This is a genomic window from Aquabacterium sp. NJ1 (assembly GCF_000768065.1).
Classification (GTDB): domain Bacteria; phylum Pseudomonadota; class Gammaproteobacteria; order Burkholderiales; family Burkholderiaceae_C; genus Aquabacterium.
On sequence record NZ_JRKM01000001.1, the window covers coordinates 2,565,697 to 2,581,249 of the forward strand.

A 15,553-nucleotide genomic window follows, 5' to 3' on the forward strand; every position below is an offset into this window, starting at 1 on the left:
CAGCGCCCCGGCAGCAAGGTGCACCGGCTACGTTTGCCTCATTTTTAAGCAACCTTCCATTGTACTGAAAGGCGGGGTTTTGCGGTGCCTGTATGGGTCATTTGGCAGAGTCGACCGTACATGCCCCCATCACACGACGAGGTCAAAGTCGACATCAGACCAATCACAACCCCGGGGACCCCACATGCAAAGATCTGGATTCAAGCGCTGGTTGCTGCCAACCCTGGTGCTCATCGTTGGCGCCACCCAGGCTCAAGCCAATGTGGCCTCAGGCCAGTTCGCACTCTTGCCCGACGGCGGTTCGACAAGTTGGCAACTGCAAATCAACCAGACTCCCGCGGGCGACTACACAGGCCAGTTCTTCACGTTCCAACAAGGCGTGATCACCGGCATCACCTACAACACAGACGAAGGTTCTGACCTGTTTGTGGTCACCCCGGGCGCCACATTCACCAACACCAACGTCGATGCCGGGGCGTTTCCGTATCTGATGGGGAGTTCCAAATACAGCCTGGGCATGCGCACCCAAGCCGTACAAGTCGGCACCGACTTCTGGCTAGGCGCCCGAACCCGCAGTTACATGGACCCAGGCTATAACTGGCTCTAACCCGATCCCAGATTCTTCGATTCTTTTGGCTGGGCCCACATCCAGGTGGATGACCAGGGCGGGCTGCATCTGCTGGACAGCGCGATGGCGTTTCGTGAGGCGGGCATCATCGTGGGCAGCCTGCAACCCGTGCCCGAACCCTCGTCGCTGATCATCGCCTTGGTCGGTCTGACCTTGGTCGGCCTGAGCCGCTTGCACGCCAGACATCCAGACTGATACCGAGACATCCTTCACGGTCCAGACCCGTACCATGCGCCCATTTAAAAGTTAGGGATGGCGCCCGCAACCCGGCTTGTCTAGAGTCGATCCATTCGCTGTCGTCACCAAAATCAAAACAGGGTTTCTCTTTTCCCGGACGACAGCGCCACGGTCTGCATCCGACAACACGCGGAATTCCACGCGACAATCAGGCCCCTCCTTGCAGGTGCCCCATGAATTGCAGACCCGGCTGCGCGGCTTGTTGTACCGCGCCCTCCATTTCGTCCCCCATGCCTGGCTTGCCTCACGGCAAACCCGCCGGCATGCCCTGCCCGCATCTGGACGAAACCTTGCGTTGCCGCCTGTTTGGCCGGCCTGAGCGCCCTGCCGTGTGCGGCTCGCTGCAACCCAGCCAGGAGATGTGCGGCGACAGCCGCGAGCAGGCGATGCGCTGGCTCAGCGAACTGGAGCAGGCGACCCGTTGAGCGCCTGGTCGTCCTTGGGGACACCCGCCCAGTTGTCCAGCAGCTCGACCGGTGGCGCACCAGTGGCCGAGCCCGTCAGGCGCTTCATCTGCGCCCGCAACTGGTCGGTCGTCAGGCCCTGGCCATTGGGCGCCCAGCCCGGTGGGCCGAACATATAGCCCAGCGCATCCAGGGGGTGGCCGCCCTTCAAGGCACGGCCCACGTCCTTGAAGATATTGCCCCACTCGAACAGGCAGGTCTTGAGCGCGCTGTAGGTGGTCAGGGTCTTGACCAGGCCGTAGCGAATCGGTACGCCGTCCTTCTCGGGCACATAGGTGCCAAACAGGCGGTCGAACAACAGAATGGTGCCGCCGTAATTGCAGTCCAGGTACTCGACGTTGGCGGCGTGGTGCACACGGTGCGCCGAGGGCGTGTTGAAGATGCCCTCCATGAACGGGATCTTGCCGATCAGGTCGGTGTGGATCCAGAACTGGTAGACCAGGTTCACGCCGTAGGACATCAGCACCGCGTCCGGCGAAAAACCGAACAGGCACTGCGGCGCGAAGAACACGAAGCCACCCGAGATCTTGCCGGTGATGGACTGGCGGAAGGCCGCCGCCAGGTTGTACTGGTTGCCCGTGTGGTGGATGGCGTGCGAGGCCCAGTACCAGCGGATGCGGTGGCCGGCACGGTGCAGCCAGTAATAGAAGAACTCGGTGCAGAAGAACATGGCCACCCAGCCCCACCAGGTGTCCATGGGCACCGTCCAGAAGCGGTGCTCGTACATCCAGGCGCCAAACGGCAGGGCCACGCCCATCACCGCGCCCATGGGGATGGCCTCGACCAGCACGCGCAAAAGGTTGATGCGGACGGTGGTCCAGAAAGCCCGCCAGTCGTAAGCCTCGCGGTCGGTGCGCTTGCTGATCATCACGCCTTCGATGGCCGTGATGACCACGGCCGAGGCCCCCATGAGCCCCATCATGATCTGGATGGGGTTGAGCTGTGCGAGATCGAACGACATGATGAACTTCGTTACATGCATTGACAATGGGCTCAACCATAGAGGCTTAACCCGAACTTGTCGCCCGGGGAAGCCCTTTCGGAAGCCGTTAAACCCCTTGCCTGAGGGGGCGTGCGCCACGGCCGTCTGCGGCGCGCTTGCGTCAGGTCAAACCTGCGCCCTCAGGTAAAACCAGCGCCCACCTTCACGCACGAACGCGCTGATTTCATGCAGGCGGTGGGCGCGCCCACCCAGCTTGCTGCGGGCCACGAATTCCACCAGGCCGTGGTCCGGGCCCTGCAGCTCGGCACGTTTCACGTCCAGCCCCAGCCACTGCAGACCGGGTTCGGGCGGCTCGATCACCGCCGGGCGCGCCGAGGGGTACCAGGTGGCCAGCAGGTAGGCCCGCTCGTCCTTGACGAAGGCGCTGTAGCGCGAACGCATGAGCGACTCGGGATCGGGCGCCATCAAGGCCAGCGGCCCATGGTGATAGCGCCCACAGCAATCGGCATACGTGGCGGGGCGCCCGCAGGGGCAGGCGTCAGGCAGGGGGGCGGGGGCGCGTCGGCTCATGAGGGGCACAATGATGACATGAGCATGCACCCCTTCCAGCTCGACGGCCGCGTGGCCCTGGTGACCGGCGCCACCCGTGGCCTGGGTTTCGAGATCGCCCAGGCCCTGGCCTTGGCGGGCGCGCAGGTCTGGCTCAACGGGCGCGACGCCGCGGCGCTGGCAGAGGCGGTGGCGCGCATCCGGGCGCAGTTGAGGTCGCACACCGAGGCGCACCCCACGACGCACGTCGAGCCACAGCCGTCGGCATCATCGACACGGCCCGCCACCCCGCTGGCCGCAGCGTCATCGTCGCCGCAGGTCCACGCCCTGCCCTTCGACATCGCCGATGACCAGGCCCGGCAAACCGCCCTGGCCCACTTGCACGCCCAAACCGGGCAGCTCGACATCCTGGTCAACAACGTGGGCCAGCGCAACCGCCGCGCCCTGGACGACTTCCCGCTCGACGAGATCCGCCAGCTGCTGGACGTCAACCTGGTCGCACCGCTGGCCCTGGCCCGCGAGGCCGCGCAGCTGATGCTGGAAACGGGCGCCACGGCGGCCGGGCGCGCGCGCATCATCAACATCACCTCGATCGCCGGGCCCATTTCGCGTGCGGGCGACGTGGCCTACACCGTGGCCAAGGGCGGGCTGGATGCCGCCACACGCGCTCTGGCCGCCGAGCTGGGCCCGCGCGGCATCACGGTCAACGCCGTGGCGCCGGGCTATTTCGCCACCGAGGCCAATGAGGAGATGGTGCACAACCCCGAGGTGGCCGACTGGCTGGCGCGCCGCACCTCACTGGGCCGCTGGGGGCGTCCGCCCGAGATCGCCGGGGCCGTGGTCTTCCTGGCCAGCAGCGCCGCCAGTTATGTCACCGGCCAGACCCTGGCGGTCGACGGCGGCTACCTGTCGCACTTCTAATCTAATCAGACAAAGCCCCGCTCAGGCCTCGTCCAGCTTGTCGGCGGCCATCAGGGCCAGGTAGACCTCGCACACCCCACGCAGGTAGACCAGGGTCGGCATCACCAGGGCCAGGGCGAACACCACGCCGCCGCCCACCGTGGCCGCCGAGATATAGGGGTAGGCTTCTTTGGGGATGCCCGTCGCGTTGATGCTGTGCAGGCCGTAGCCGAACAGGCCGGCCATCAGCACTTCCGGGTTGACCTGTACGCCCAGCACGAACACCGAGGCCTCGGCCATCACCCGGCCGCCCACCATCACGAACACGCTGGTGGCCGCACCGACCAGGCCGGTGGCCACGCTCAGCCCCCCGATCAGCACGCCGGCCTGCAGCAGTCGCTCGCGGATCAGGCGCGTCATCAAGCGCACGCCCTCCCAGGATGTGGCCCCCGCCCAGACGATGGGGCCGGTCAGGGGCGCCACCACGGCCACGCCGGCCATCAGCGCCAGCCCGATCACCAGCACCGTGAGGGGCACCACCAGCACGAACAACCAGGGCCCGATCTTGGGCAGGCCGCTCAGCCAGTACAGGCCCAGAAGCCCGCCGGCCAAGGCGGCAGCACCCAATCCCATCACCAGCAGGATGGCCAGCACCCGGTGCCCGATGCCCAGCGCGTCTTGAACGGCCTGGCCCACGTCGCGGCTGGGGCGGCCCATGGCGCGGTCCATCAGCAGCAGGCCCGCTGCGCTGGAACCATAAAAGGCAATGAACAAGGCGGCCGCGCCCTGCCCGATCGCCCAGTTCATCTGGCCGCGCCCGAAGGAGGCCTGGGCCATGGCCAGCGTCAGGCCCGCACCCGAAAACGCCGCCAGCAGCACGTACATGGCCCGCCCGTCGCGCACGGCCTCGATGCTGGAGAGCACCCGCACCAGGGCCTGCCACCAGTCAAATCGCGCGCCCACGCCTGGAAGAGCCCGACTTTCGCGGGGATTCTCGGCATCGGAAGTCGGAAAACTCGGCTGATCGGGCATCTTGAAAGTCCATGGGCACGACGTGCCATCTTGCGCTGAATGTCCGCTGATCATAGGGGCTAGCCCCTAGGTAAATTTGAGGAAAGCGTGCAACACCGCATGCGGACGGTTGACAGCAGCGCTTAAATAAGGGTTGAAAACGCTGGATGAATGTGGCTGCTTCACCCATAATGTTCTCGTCTGTGTCTGGAAGCGGCACCGTCGTTGGAATGGGTCCTGATGGGTTGAAGCTCCACATGGTTACTTTGAAAGGGGCTCTCTCGTGGGCAACAAACTTTACGTGGGCAATCTCGCCTACAGCGTGCGCGATCAGGATCTGCAGGATGCTTTCTCGCAATATGGGGCCGTGAGCTCCGCCAAGGTCATGATGGACCGCGAAACCGGCCGCTCCAAGGGCTTCGGTTTTGTTGAAATGAGCAACGACGCAGAAGCGCAAGCTGCGATCAACGGCCTCAATGGTCAGCCTGTGGCTGGTCGCGCCGTGGTCGTGAACGAGGCTCGCCCCCGTGAAGAGCGTCCTGCTGGTTTCCGCAGCCCTTACGGCGGCGGTAACGGCGGTGGCGGCAATGGTGGCGGCGGCTTCGGCGGCGGTCGTCGCGAAGGCGGCGGCGGTGGCTACGGTGGTGGCGGCGGCCGTCGTGAAGGCGGCGGCGGTGGCTACGGCGGCGGTGGCCGTCGTGAAGGCGGTGGCGGCTACGGCGGTGGCCGTGGTGGCGACGGCGGCGGCTACGGCGGCGGCTACTGATCGGACATCAGCAGGCCTGAACCCCCAGGCCTGACAAATCCGAAGTACCAAGGAAGGCGATGCCACACGGCGTCGCCTTTTTTCATGGCCGGATCTCATGGCCAACATGGCAGACACAAGTGGACACGCCCGGCCGCCCCGGTGCGGGCACAATGTAAAGATGCGTGGGCGCTTTTCCAGCCCACCCTTTGCAGGACCTTGAACATGTCATCGCATTCCTTCTCTTTTCGCCGCGCGCTGTGTGCGCTCGGTCTGCTTGCGCTGAGCGCACAAGCCGCTCTGGCCGGCTCCACCAACGTGGGCGTCAGCGTCAGCGTCGCGCAGCCCGGCTTCTACGGCCGTGTCGACATCGGCGACCAACCGCCCGCGCTGATCTACCCGCAGCCGGTTGTCATCCAGCAGGCGCCGGTGGCCGTGTACCAACGGCCCATTTACATGCATGTGCCCCCCGGCCATTACAAGAACTGGGCGCGTTATTGCGGCCGCTACCGCGCGTGTGGCCAGCCGGTGTACTTCGTGCGCGACAACGATCGCCGCGACGGTGGCTGGAGCCACGGTGGCCGTGATGAACGCCGCGACGACCGCCGTGACTGGGACCGTCGAGGTGACGATCGCGATGGCCGATGGGACCGCGGTGGCCGCGACGATGACCATGGCCGAGGCCACGGCCGTGGGCATGGCCACTGACCCTCGCGCCTGAGCAGGCAGATTCCGGCCGAACGCCGCACTCAGGTGCGGCGTTGCTTTTTGCGGTGCTGCTGCGAGCCTGCGATGGCGTCAAAGAGCCAGCGCGGCATCCAGCGCAGGAGGGTGGTCACCACCCCCATCTGCCAGGGAATGACCCGCCAGCGCACACCGTGCTCGATGGCGCTGAACGCCTGATCGGCAAAGTCCTCGGCCTTCATCAGGAAGGGCATGGGGTAGGTGTTGGCGCGCGTCATCGGCGTGTCGATGTAACCCGGCGCCAGGGTCACGACCCGGATGCCATGGCCGCGCAACTCGCCCCGCAAGGTCTCGCACATCTGCACGACGGCGGCCTTGGCGGCGCAATAACCGGCGTGCCCGGGCATGCCCCGGATGGCGGCCACGCTGGCCACCCCCACCAGGATGCCGTGCCCGCGCCGCTTCATCGGCTCGATGAAGGGCTGGAAGGTGGCGGCCAGCCCGATGACGTTGGTGTCCATCAGGTCGCGCAGCACGGCCAGGTCTTCGGCCAGGCTCAAGTCCACCCCCACGCTGATGCCGGCATTGGCCACCACCACATCGGGCAGGCCTTGTGACTGCAAGCAGGCCTGCGCGGCAGCGGCCACGGTGGCCTCCTGCCGCACGTCGGCCTCGTACACCGCCCATTGCGTGGCGGGCCAGCCTTGTGCCATGGCCCACTGCCGCATGTCGGCCACGCGCCGCGCCACCAGGGCCACACGCCAGCCGGCCGCGATGTAACGCGCTGCCAGTGCCTGGCCAATGCCGCTGGAGGCCCCCGTGATGAACACCAGCCGGGTGCCGGGCTCCATCATCGTGCCGGCACCTCGTACTGGCCGCGCACACGGCCGCCCAGGTCGGTGATGCCGGTGCGGTCGTCATAACGCATGTTCTGCGCACGCACCTCGCTGCCTTGCTGTTGCAGCAGCACGGGTTGGTCCGACGAGACCACGCGGGTGCGGGTGTCGATGCGCAAGCCCTCGCCCGTGAAATGGGCAGGGGCGGCGCGCAAGCCGGTACCGGGGTCGGTGGCCGGCAGCGCGGTGACCTTGGCGCCACCGCTGAGCGTCACCACTTCGGCCTTGCGATCGGCCTCGCCGCGTTGCGACACGGCGCGCAAGCCCAGCCCTTTGTCATCGCGCGCCGACAAGGTCAGCTGGTCGATCTGCAGGCGATCGGTATCGGGGTAGTGGCGCATGGTCTGGCCATCGAGCACGGCTTCGATGCGGCCCTGGGCATCAAAGCGGGCCACGCGGGCCTGGTTCAATTCGAAGTCCGGCACGGAGGCGGCCAGGGCGGGCCGCGCCGCACTGCCCTCCTTGGGCGAGGATTGCACCAGCCACCAGGTGAAGCCGGCCAGGCCGGCGGCCGCCAGCAGGGGCAAGGCAGCCTGGGCGCGTTCCAGCAACAACCACCAGCGCTGGTTCATCGGCGCGCTCCAGGGGCGGTGGTGTCCAGGGTCTGCAGATGGCCATGCAGCAGGCCATCGTATTTGCCGGTGGCCCACAGCAGCAGGTCACAGCATTCGCGGGCAGCACCCTCGCCGCCGCGCAAGGCACTCACGTGGTGGGCAATGGCCTTGACCTCGGCATGCGCGTTGGCCGGCGCCACCGCCAAGCCCGCACGCACCATCAGGGGCAGGTCGGGCCAGTCGTCGCCCATCACGGCCACCTGGTCCCAGCGCAGGCCCATGGCTTCACGCAGCGGTTCGGCAGCGGCCAGCTTGTCATGCGCGCCAAACACAGCGTTGTTCACGCCCAGGTCTTTCAGGCGGCGGCGCACGGCCGGTGAGTCGCGCCCGGTGATGACGATGGGGGTGATGCCGCCTTGGGCCAGCAGCTTCAGGCCATGGCCGTCCAGCGCATGAAAGGCTTTGAGCGTTTCACCCGCCTCGCTGATGTAGAGCGTGCCATCGGTCAGCACACCGTCCACATCGAAGATGGCGGCACGCACGCCCATGGCATGGTGGCGCAAGGCGGCAGAGAAGGTCAGGGTCGAAACAAGTGCTCGCATCAGATCACCTTGGCTCGCATCAGGTCGTTCGTGTTGACGGCGCCCACCAGCACGCCACCGGCGTCGACCACCAGCAAGGTGGTGATGCGATGGGCTTCCATCAGGGACACGGCTTCGGCGGCCAGCACGTCATCGCGGATGGTACGCGGCTTGGGCGTCATCAACTGCGATGCGCTCATCGCCCTCAGGTCCACCCCCGCTTCGATCTTGCGCCGCAGGTCACCGTCGGTGAACACGCCCAGGATGCGGCCGGCGGCGTCCACCACGGCGGTGGAACCCAGGCCCTTGGCGCTCATCTCGCGCATGACCTCGCCAAACGGCGCATCGGGTTGCACGCGCGGCACGGCCTCACCCGCGCGCATCACATCACGCAGGTGCGTCAGCAGCTTGCGGCCCAGCGCACCGCCGGGGTGGGAGCGGGCAAAGTCCTCGGCCTTGAAGCCACGCAGCTCCAGCAGCACCACGGCCAGCGCATCACCCAGGGCCATCTGGGCCGTGGTGGACGCGGTGGGCGCGAGGTTGAGCGGGCAGGCCTCCTGGGCCACGGCGCAGTCGAGCACGATGTCGGCATGGCGAGCCAGCGACGAACCGGGGCGCCCCGTCATGGCCAGCAGGCGCACGCCCAGGCGCTTGATGACGGGCAGCAAGGCCGTGAGTTCTTCGCTTTCACCGGAGTTGGAGATGGCCAGCACCACGTCACCCGGCTGCACCATGCCCAGGTCCCCGTGGTGGGCTTCGGCCGGGTGCACGAACATGGCCGGCGTGCCGGTCGAGGCCAGCGTGGCCGTGATCTTGCGGCCCACATGGCCGCTCTTGCCCATGCCCATGACCACCACACGGCCCTTGCAGGCGAGCATGGCGTCGATGGCTTGCGTGAAAGCCGCGCCGGCCTCGCCTTGCAGGCGCTCGCGCAAGTCCATCAGCGCGCGCGCCTCGATGTCAAAGGCCTGGCGGGCCAGCGCGACGACGGCCTCTTGTTGAACGGCGTCTTGTTGAGTGGATGAGGCGGGCATGAACAGGTCAGAAGTCGACAGAGTACGATCGGGTGATTCTAGGGACTCTATGGCCACCACGCTCGATCTGACGCTCTTGTATCTGTTTGCCGCCGTGGTCGGCGTGGTTTTGTGCCGGCTGATGAAATTGCCCCCCATGCTGGGTTACCTGGCGGTGGGCGTGGTGATCGGGCCCAATGCACTGGCCCTGGCCAAGGACTCGGCAGGCGTGCAGTACCTGGCCGAGTTCGGCGTGGTCTTCCTGATGTTCGTGATCGGGCTGGAGTTCAACCTGCCCAAGCTCAAGAGCATGCGCTCGCTGGTGTTCGGGCTGGGCTTCAGCCAGGTGGGCCTGACGATCCTCGCCACCCTGGTCGGCCACGTGGCGCTGAGTGCCTTCCTGGCCTGGCTGGGCCACCACGGCGGCCTGCTGGGCTGGGGCATCAACTGGCAAAGTGCCGTGGCCCTGGGCGGGGCGCTGGCCATGAGCAGCACGGCCATCGTGGTCAAGATGATGGCCGACCGGCTGGAGCTGGAGAGCGAGCACGGGCGCCGCGTGATCGGCATCCTGCTGTTCCAGGACTTGGCCGTGGTGCCGCTGCTGGTGCTCATCCCCGCCCTGGGGGATTCGGCCTCCGAGATGACGCGCACCCTGGGCCTGGCCGCGCTCAAGGCCGGCGCCCTGCTGACCGTGCTGCTGGCCGGTGGCCAGAAGGTGATGCACTGGTGGCTGGACATGGTCGCGCGCCGCAAGAGCGAAGAGCTGTTCATGCTCAACCTGCTGCTGGTCACCCTGGGCCTGGCCTGGTTGACCGAGCACTTCGGCCTGTCGCTGGCGCTCGGTGCCTTCGTGGCCGGCATGCTGATCGCCGAGACCGAATACAAGCACCAGGTGGAGACCGACATCCGCCCCTTCCATGACGTGCTGCTGGGCCTGTTCTTCATCACCATCGGCATGAAGCTGGACTGGCACAGCCTGTACGAACAATGGGCCCTGGTGCTGATGCTGGCCACCGGCCCACTGCTGTTCAAGCTCGGCCTGATCACCACGCTGGCCAAGCTGTTTGGCGCCAGCACCGGCGTGGCGCTGCGCACCGGCCTGTACCTGGCGCAGGCGGGCGAGTTCGGCTTCGTGCTGCTGTCGCTGGCCACAGCCGAACACCTCATCCCGCGCCATGTCGAAAGCCCCCTGCTGGCGGCCATGGTGCTGTCCATGCTGGCCACGCCGCTGATCATCATGTACAGCAACCGCATCGTGATGCGCGTGTCGTCATCGGACTGGTTGATGCAGTCGCTGGCCATGACGAAGATCGCCACCAAGTCCATCAACACCGAGCGCCACGTGATCATCTGCGGCTTCGGTCGCAGTGGCCAGAACCTGGCCCGCCTGCTGGAGCAGGAGCACATCCCCTACATGGCGCTGGACCTGGACCCCGACCGCGTGCAACAAGCCGCCGCCGCCGGGCAGAACGTGTCTTTCGGGGATGCCACCCGGCTGCAAAGCCTGATGGCCGCCGGCCTGTCGCGGGCCTCGGCCCTGGTGGTCACCTACCCGGACACGCCCTCGGCCAAGAAGATCCTCAGCCTGGTGCGCGAGCATGCGCCCACGATGCCGGTGGCCGTGCGCACCATCGACGATGCGCGGCTGGATGCTTTGCAAGCGGCCGGGGCCACGGTGGTGGTGCCCGAAGCCATCGAGGGCTCGCTGATGCTGGCCTCGCAGACCCTGGCCCTGATGGGCGTGCCCATCCGCCGCGTGATCCGCCTGGTGCAGGACCAGCGGGTGGCGCGCTACGGCCTGCTGCGCGGTTACTTCCATGGCGCCGACGATGACAGCGTCGACGAGCTGGAACTGCAACGCCTGGTGTCGGTCACGCTCACAGCCGATTCAGGCTGCATCGGCCGCCCCTTGAGCGCCTGCCTGAACCAGCACGACAGCGGCGTGGCGGTGGTCTCGGTGCGGCGCGCCGGGGGCAAGGTGGTCAACCCGGACGGGGCCATCATCCTGCACGTGGGCGACACGCTCGTGCTGTCCGGACGCCCCCAGGACCTCTCCAGGGCCGAAAGCCTGTTGCTCAAAGGCTGAAAACCGCACGGATGACCGCATTGCCCCCCTAGGCTGAAGCCCCAAGACCGTGCAAACTCGGTGGCCGTTGCTTGCCTGGGTAGGGTCCCGGGTATCTGCCACAGAGGAGATTGCCTGCATGGACCTCGCGTCCGCCGAGCCTCACCCATCGCGCGATCAGCCCACCGGCTATCTGGCCAGCCTTCGCGGCAACCCCCGTTTGTGGCGGGCTGCGGTGATCTGGACCGTGGTCGTCGGTGGCCTGGGCGCCTGGATGATCCAGCGGGAACTCACCGAGCACCGCCTGGACCAGCTCGACGCCGCCCAGTTGCGCCTCAACAGCCTGCACGAGACGCTCAACGTCAGCTTCCAGCAATACGCCGCCCTGCCCCTGGCCCTGAGCCGCCAGACCGATGTCGTGCGCTTCCTCAATGAGGTCAAGGTCCCCGGCAGCGAGGGCCTGACCGAAGCCAGCCGGGCGCGCGTGCGCGACGAACTCAGCCGCCTGCCGGCCGTGCGCAAGACCAGCCAGACCCTGCTGGACACCACCCACGACTTCCGGCTCGACCACCTGTTCATGATGGACCGCTACGGCACCGTCCTGGCGGACGCCGGCATCGACACCACGAACAGCGCCATCGGCGGCAACTTCCGCACCCGCCGCTACTACATCGATGCCATCGAGAACGGCCACGGCTCGCAGTTCGCCGTGGGCCGCATCAACAAGATCCCCGGCTTTTATTTCTCCGCGCGGGTCGACGGCCCCGAAGGCGCGGTTGGCGCCATCGTGGTGGCACAGGAATCGGCCTCGCTGGCCCGGCTGTTCAAGGACACCACCTACCAGCTCTTTGTCACCGACGAACACGGCGTGATGCTGATCGGCAACCAGGTCGACCAGTTGCTGGGCCGCACCATGCTGCAGGGCCCCGTCAGCCTGGACGACGACAGCCAGCGGCGCAACTACCAGCGCATCCCCGCCGATCTGGGCTGGCGCATCGGCACACTGCATGTGGGCAACCGCAGCATCACCGAGGTGCAGCGCCCGGACGGCCGCTTCATGGCCCTGTCCAACCCGCTGAACTACGGCAACCTCACGGCCTGGTCACTGGTGCCCATCAGTGGCGAAGCGCCCATCATCGCCGGCTGGGGCACCGCCGCCGCGCTGGCCCTGATCACCGGCTACTGGCTGATCACCATGCGGGCACAGCGCCTGCAACGCCAGGCCACCTTGCTGCAGGCCAAGCAAGAACTCCACGACATGGCCCACGCCCTGCCGTTGACCGTGTTCCGCTACCGGCAACCCGCACGCGGCCTGCCCTACTTCAGCTTCATCGGCGAGGGGGCCGAGCGCCTGTTGGGCCAATCGCGCGAGACCCTGATGGAGGACCCTCATCTGCCCTGGCGGCTGATGAACCAGGCCAGCGACCAGGCCGCACCCAATCGCCCCCCGCTGACCGCGGTTGAGTTTCCGCTGAATCTCCACGGCGTGCGCCGCTGGTTGCGTTGCGACAGCCAGTGCGTCACGCACGACGATGGCAGCCGCACCTACAACGGCTACTGGGCCGACGTCACCGCCCGCAAGGAAGTTGAAGCGCGCTCGCAGGCCGTGTTCACGCACGCGCCCTTTGCCTTCATCTTCTTCAATGACGACCAGGGCATCACGCGCTGCAACCCCAGCGCCGTGCAGCTGTTCGGTGGCGAAAGCGAACAGGCCCTCAAAGGCCTGCAGCCCAACAAGCCCCCGCTGTCACCGGCCGGTTATGTGCAGGACGCCGAGGTGCGGGGCATCCCTCAGGACGCGGTGGCCAAGGGCCACCCCGTCACGATGGAATGGCGTCACACACGACTTGACGGCGATGTCTTCGACGCCGAAGTCGTGCTCATCCCTTTTGAGCACGATGGCCGACGCCAGCTGTGCGCCATCATCCAGGACATCACCGCGCGCAAGCAGACCGAAGCCGCCCTGCGCAACGCCCAGCAGGCATCGGAGGCCGCCACCCAGGCCAAGAGCCGCTTCCTGGCCAATATGTCGCACGAGATCCGCACGCCCATGAACGCCATCATGGGCATGACCCACCTGGCCTTGATGGACGAGCTGCCCGCCAAGGCCCGCAACTATGTGGAGAAGGCGCACCGCTCGGCCAGCAACCTGCTGCAGATCCTCAACGACGTGCTGGACGTCTCCAAGATCGAATCCGGCAAGCTCGAGCTCGAATACACCGACTTCCAGCTCGAACACGTCATCAGCAACATGGCCGACGTGCTGGGCATGCGCGCCGAGGAAAAGAGCCTCGAGCTGCTGTTCACCGCCCCGCCCGACATCCCCACCAGCCTGATCGGCGACCCCATCCGCCTGGGCCAGATCCTCATCAACCTGGGCACCAACGCCATCAAGTTCACCAGCAAGGGCGAGGTGCTCATCGGCTGCGAAGTCCAGCGCATGGACCCGGCCGACGTGGTGCTGCACTTCTGGGTGCGCGACAGCGGCATCGGCATGAGCCCCGAACAGATCGAGCGCCTGTTCCAGCCCTTCACCCAGGCCGACAACTCCACCACACGCCAGTACGGCGGCACCGGCCTGGGCCTGACCATCTCGCGCCAGCTCGTCGAGATGATGAACGGCCGCATCTGGGTCAACAGCCAGCCCGGCAAAGGCTCGACCTTCCACTTCACCGCGCGCTTCGGCCTGCAAAGCCAGCCCGGCACGCACCGCGCGCTCACCGCCGGCGAGCTGCAGGGCAAGCGCCTGCTGCTGGTCGATGACAACGCCACCGCGCGCGAGGTGCTGGGCGACATGGCCCGCCGCCTCGGCCTGGAAGTAGACACGGCCGACAGCGGCGAAGCGGCCCTGGCCCACATGCACAAAGGCCTGGCCGATGGGCAGCCCCACCACATCCTGCTGACCGACTGGAAGATGCCCGGCATGGACGGCCTGACCTTCGCGCGCCACGCCCTGTCCATCCCGCCCGAGCACCGCCCCTGCGTGCTGCTGGTCACCGCCTTCGCGCGCGAAGAAGCCCTCAAGGCTTCAGACGGCATCGGCCTGGCGGGCGTGATCAACAAACCCGTCACCCCCTCGACCCTGCTGGACAGCCTCTCGCGCGCCATGGGCCACAACAACGCCGCCCCGACTGCGCAGAGTGGCACCAGCCGCGTCATCAAACAGGCGCAGCGCCAACTGGCTGGTGCCCGCGTGCTGCTGGTGGAAGACCAGCCCATGAACCAGGAGCTGGCCTGCGACCTGCTGCAACGCGCCGGCATGAGCGTGGTCACCGCGGCCAATGGCCAGGAATGCCTGGACAAGCTCGCCAACGACGGCCCGTTTGACGGCGTGCTGATGGACTGCCAGATGCCCGTGATGGACGGCTACACCGCCACCGAGCGCATCCGCGCCCGGCCGGAATGGCACGGCATGCCCGTCATCGCCATGACCGCCAGCGCCATGGCCGCCGACCGCGAGCGCGTGCTGGGCTGCGGCATGAACGACCACATCACCAAGCCCCTGGAACTGGGCCACATGTTCACCATCATGGCGCGCTGGATCAGCCCCTCGGCACCGGCCAGCGCGGCGGCGTCGGCCTCCACCGCCCCGATCCACACGGCCCCCGCGCCAGCCCCCAGGCCCACGGCCAGCGAAGCCTCCCACAAGCTGCCCACCCTGGACACCGCCGACGGCTTGTCGCGCTGCATGGGCAACATGGACCTCTACCTGCGCCTGCTCAAAGGCTTTGCCAAGACCCAGCATGACTTTGCCGAGCAATTCGCCGCCGCACCCGATGAAGACGCGGCCCTGCTGATCACCCACACCCTCAAAGGCCTGGCTGGCAATATCGGCGCCACCGGGCTCCTTCAAGCCGTCACCCAACTGGAAGCCCTCATGCAGACCAAGATTGCGGATGAAACGACTGAACAGCATCGCGCCGATACACACGCCCAGGTGCACACCCAGCTCGCCAAGACGCTGGATGCCCTGCAAGCCGTGCTCGCCGATATCGACCGGCTCAACAAGCCACGCGCGGAGGTCACCGACCAGCAGCAAGCCAGCCTGGATGACGCCAGCCTGCACCCCTTGTGGATCAGGCTGGGCCAGCTGGTCGAAGACAACGACGCCCAATCACGCGACATGCTGCACGACATGATGCAGGCCCGCACTGCCCTGCGCCAGCACCCGCAGATCCAGGCGCTGCAAAAGGCCCTGGAACGCTACGACTTCGAAGAAGCCGCCACGGTGCTGCAAGGCCTCATGGCCTCGCGCTGAACCGGCCCAAGAAGCTCAAGCAGTC

The 15,553-nt window shown here is 66.9% G+C and carries 15 protein-coding genes; 8 read left to right on the forward strand and 7 right to left on the reverse strand.

Annotated elements, in window-relative coordinates:
* Nucleotides 1–184: 184 nt before the first annotated feature.
* The 3 genes from JY96_RS10985 to JY96_RS10990 all read left to right on the forward strand — a co-directional run bounded on the left by JY96_RS10985 (nucleotide 185) and on the right by JY96_RS10990 (nucleotide 1,290).
* Entirely contained in the window at nucleotides 185–607 is a 423-nt protein-coding gene (locus JY96_RS10985; RefSeq protein WP_152606455.1) for a hypothetical protein, read from the forward strand.
* An 84-nt stretch (nucleotides 608–691) separates the two neighbouring features.
* Nucleotides 692–823 (forward strand): PEP-CTERM sorting domain-containing protein, encoded by a 132-nt coding sequence (locus JY96_RS23170; protein ID WP_152606456.1) that lies wholly within the window; start codon nucleotides 692–694, stop codon nucleotides 821–823.
* A gap of 215 nt (nucleotides 824–1,038) precedes the next feature.
* Complete coding sequence (locus tag JY96_RS10990; protein WP_035037368.1) at nucleotides 1,039–1,290, forward strand: YkgJ family cysteine cluster protein; 252 nt, start codon at nucleotides 1,039–1,041, stop codon at nucleotides 1,288–1,290.
* On the opposite strand, the gene JY96_RS10995 is transcribed toward JY96_RS10990, so the two are convergent.
* Together JY96_RS10995 and JY96_RS11000 are read right to left on the reverse strand one after the other, a co-directional pair.
* Nucleotides 1,262–2,290 (reverse strand): sterol desaturase family protein, encoded by a 1,029-nt coding sequence (locus tag JY96_RS10995; RefSeq protein WP_161784307.1) that lies wholly within the window; start codon nucleotides 2,288–2,290, stop codon nucleotides 1,262–1,264. The two genes, JY96_RS10990 and JY96_RS10995, sit on opposite strands and share 29 nt — an antisense overlap.
* 147 nt (nucleotides 2,291–2,437) lie before the next feature.
* On the reverse strand, nucleotides 2,438–2,842 hold the full coding sequence (locus JY96_RS11000; protein WP_035037370.1) for a YchJ family protein: 405 nt from the start codon (nucleotides 2,840–2,842) through the stop codon (nucleotides 2,438–2,440).
* 18 nt (nucleotides 2,843–2,860) lie between these two features.
* On the opposite strand from JY96_RS11000, the gene JY96_RS11005 reads away from it, so the two are divergent.
* The gene (locus JY96_RS11005; RefSeq protein WP_035037373.1) at nucleotides 2,861–3,742 is read left to right on the forward strand and encodes an SDR family oxidoreductase; all 882 of its coding nucleotides are present in this window, start codon (nucleotides 2,861–2,863) and stop codon (nucleotides 3,740–3,742) included.
* Between the two features lie 21 nt (nucleotides 3,743–3,763).
* On the opposite strand, the gene JY96_RS11010 is transcribed toward JY96_RS11005, so the two are convergent.
* Nucleotides 3,764–4,753 carry a hypothetical protein gene (locus tag JY96_RS11010; protein ID WP_152606457.1) on the reverse strand — a complete coding sequence of 330 codons (990 nt, stop codon included), beginning with the start codon at nucleotides 4,751–4,753 and terminating at the stop codon, nucleotides 3,764–3,766.
* A 262-nt stretch (nucleotides 4,754–5,015) separates the two neighbouring features.
* On the opposite strand from JY96_RS11010, the gene JY96_RS11015 reads away from it, so the two are divergent.
* The gene (locus tag JY96_RS11015; RefSeq protein WP_035037377.1) at nucleotides 5,016–5,498 is read left to right on the forward strand and encodes an RNA-binding protein; all 483 of its coding nucleotides are present in this window, start codon (nucleotides 5,016–5,018) and stop codon (nucleotides 5,496–5,498) included.
* A gap of 204 nt (nucleotides 5,499–5,702) precedes the next feature.
* A complete protein-coding gene (locus JY96_RS11020; protein ID WP_035037379.1) occupies nucleotides 5,703–6,185 on the forward strand; it encodes a hypothetical protein in 483 nt (160 codons plus the stop codon).
* Nucleotides 6,186–6,226: 41 nt separating this feature from the next.
* Here the strand turns inward: JY96_RS11020 and JY96_RS11025 are convergent, their stop codons facing one another.
* The 4 genes from JY96_RS11025 to JY96_RS11040 are packed head-to-tail and all read right to left on the reverse strand — an operon-like array spanning nucleotide 6,227 to nucleotide 9,226.
* On the reverse strand, nucleotides 6,227–7,012 hold the full coding sequence (locus JY96_RS11025) for an SDR family oxidoreductase (protein WP_035042327.1): 786 nt from the start codon (nucleotides 7,010–7,012) through the stop codon (nucleotides 6,227–6,229).
* A complete protein-coding gene (lptC, locus tag JY96_RS11030; RefSeq protein ID WP_035037382.1) occupies nucleotides 7,012–7,629 on the reverse strand; it encodes an LPS export ABC transporter periplasmic protein LptC in 618 nt (205 codons plus the stop codon). The genes JY96_RS11025 and lptC overlap by 1 nt, the downstream gene beginning before the upstream one ends.
* Nucleotides 7,626–8,213, reverse strand: a complete 588-nt coding sequence (locus JY96_RS11035) for an HAD family hydrolase (RefSeq protein ID WP_035037383.1) — start codon at nucleotides 8,211–8,213, stop codon at nucleotides 7,626–7,628. The genes lptC and JY96_RS11035 overlap by 4 nt, the downstream gene beginning before the upstream one ends.
* A complete protein-coding gene (locus JY96_RS11040; RefSeq protein ID WP_035037386.1) occupies nucleotides 8,213–9,226 on the reverse strand; it encodes an SIS domain-containing protein in 1,014 nt (337 codons plus the stop codon). The genes JY96_RS11035 and JY96_RS11040 overlap by 1 nt, the downstream gene beginning before the upstream one ends.
* A 49-nt stretch (nucleotides 9,227–9,275) precedes the next feature.
* Between JY96_RS11040 and JY96_RS11045 the strand changes: the two genes are divergently transcribed.
* Together JY96_RS11045 and JY96_RS11050 are read left to right on the forward strand one after the other, a co-directional pair.
* Nucleotides 9,276–11,291, forward strand: a complete 2,016-nt coding sequence (locus tag JY96_RS11045) for a monovalent cation:proton antiporter family protein (RefSeq protein WP_035037388.1) — start codon at nucleotides 9,276–9,278, stop codon at nucleotides 11,289–11,291.
* 118 nt (nucleotides 11,292–11,409) lie between these two features.
* Entirely contained in the window at nucleotides 11,410–15,528 is a 4,119-nt protein-coding gene (locus tag JY96_RS11050) for a response regulator (protein WP_052162413.1), read from the forward strand.
* The last annotated feature ends 25 nt before the right edge of the window (nucleotides 15,529–15,553 follow it).

What these genes read in the sequence shown, in the direction of transcription:
- JY96_RS11045 (WP_035037388.1), top strand. Translation starts at nt 9,276, where the DNA reads ATGGCCACCACGCTCGATCTGACGCTCTTGTATCTGTTTGCCGCCGTG.
- JY96_RS10985 (WP_152606455.1), top strand. Translation starts at nt 185, where the DNA reads ATGCAAAGATCTGGATTCAAGCGCTGGTTGCTGCCAACCCTGGTGCTC.
- JY96_RS11040 (WP_035037386.1), bottom strand. Translation starts at nt 9,226, where the DNA reads ATGCCCGCCTCATCCACTCAACAAGACGCCGTTCAACAAGAGGCCGTC.
- JY96_RS11010 (WP_152606457.1), bottom strand. Translation starts at nt 4,753, where the DNA reads ATGCCCGATCAGCCGAGTTTTCCGACTTCCGATGCCGAGAATCCCCGC.
- JY96_RS11020 (WP_035037379.1), top strand. Translation starts at nt 5,703, where the DNA reads ATGTCATCGCATTCCTTCTCTTTTCGCCGCGCGCTGTGTGCGCTCGGT.
- JY96_RS11025 (WP_035042327.1), bottom strand. Translation starts at nt 7,012, where the DNA reads ATGGAGCCCGGCACCCGGCTGGTGTTCATCACGGGGGCCTCCAGCGGC.
- JY96_RS11050 (WP_052162413.1), top strand. Translation starts at nt 11,410, where the DNA reads ATGGACCTCGCGTCCGCCGAGCCTCACCCATCGCGCGATCAGCCCACC.
- JY96_RS10995 (WP_161784307.1), bottom strand. Translation starts at nt 2,290, where the DNA reads ATGTCGTTCGATCTCGCACAGCTCAACCCCATCCAGATCATGATGGGG.
- JY96_RS11005 (WP_035037373.1), top strand. Translation starts at nt 2,861, where the DNA reads ATGAGCATGCACCCCTTCCAGCTCGACGGCCGCGTGGCCCTGGTGACC.
- JY96_RS11035 (WP_035037383.1), bottom strand. Translation starts at nt 8,213, where the DNA reads ATGCGAGCACTTGTTTCGACCCTGACCTTCTCTGCCGCCTTGCGCCAC.
- JY96_RS23170 (WP_152606456.1), top strand. Translation starts at nt 692, where the DNA reads ATGGCGTTTCGTGAGGCGGGCATCATCGTGGGCAGCCTGCAACCCGTG.
- JY96_RS10990 (WP_035037368.1), top strand. Translation starts at nt 1,039, where the DNA reads ATGAATTGCAGACCCGGCTGCGCGGCTTGTTGTACCGCGCCCTCCATT.
- JY96_RS11000 (WP_035037370.1), bottom strand. Translation starts at nt 2,842, where the DNA reads ATGAGCCGACGCGCCCCCGCCCCCCTGCCTGACGCCTGCCCCTGCGGG.
- lptC (WP_035037382.1), bottom strand. Translation starts at nt 7,629, where the DNA reads ATGAACCAGCGCTGGTGGTTGTTGCTGGAACGCGCCCAGGCTGCCTTG.